1 rRNA gene is annotated in these 563 nt (G+C 54.5%); it reads right to left on the reverse strand.

Annotated elements, in window-relative coordinates:
* Nucleotides 1–241 (reverse strand): 23S ribosomal RNA (locus tag DW870_RS09240); the annotation flags it as partial.
* Between the last annotated feature and the right edge of the window lie 322 nt (nucleotides 242–563).

The following is a 563-nucleotide window of genomic DNA, read 5'->3' on the forward strand; positions in this document are numbered from 1 at the left end:
GGGAGTCTCGAGATTGATTTCCTCTCCTCCGGGTACTTAGATGTTTCAGTTCCCCGGGTCGTCCTCCCCGCCCCTATGTGTTCGGGGTGGGGATATCCACACTGCTGTGGATGGGTTCGCCCATTCGGAGACCCCCGGGTCGAAGGATGTGTGCTCCTCGCCGGGGATTATCGCAGCTTGCCGCGTCCTTCATCGGCTCCCTGTGCCAAGGCATCCGCCGTGCGCCCGTGGTATCTTGCGGGACCGCATCGGGCCCGCGGGATATCCACGTGTCGCTAATTAAGTTAAATTAATCGATATCATGAATAGCGCTCGTATGTCGCAATTCGGGTATCTCATACCGCGGCACAGTAGTTGACTGTGCTCGCGATCAGATGCTCCTCACTCATATATAAGTGAATTCTTCTTGTTTGGATCGGATGAATGATTGCTATCATTCTTGATTTAATCGCAGAAAAGAATCGAGTCTGGAAGAATTGGATCTTCCATCTCTCTCCTATCGCTATGCGGCTCTCAAGGTACGCGGGTGCGACCCCGGGGACCGGGTGCTGCGGGGACATATC

Origin of the sequence: Collinsella sp. AM38-1BH (genome assembly GCF_003467545.1) — a bacterium.
In the GTDB taxonomy this organism is placed as follows: Bacteria; Actinomycetota; Coriobacteriia; order Coriobacteriales; family Coriobacteriaceae; genus Collinsella.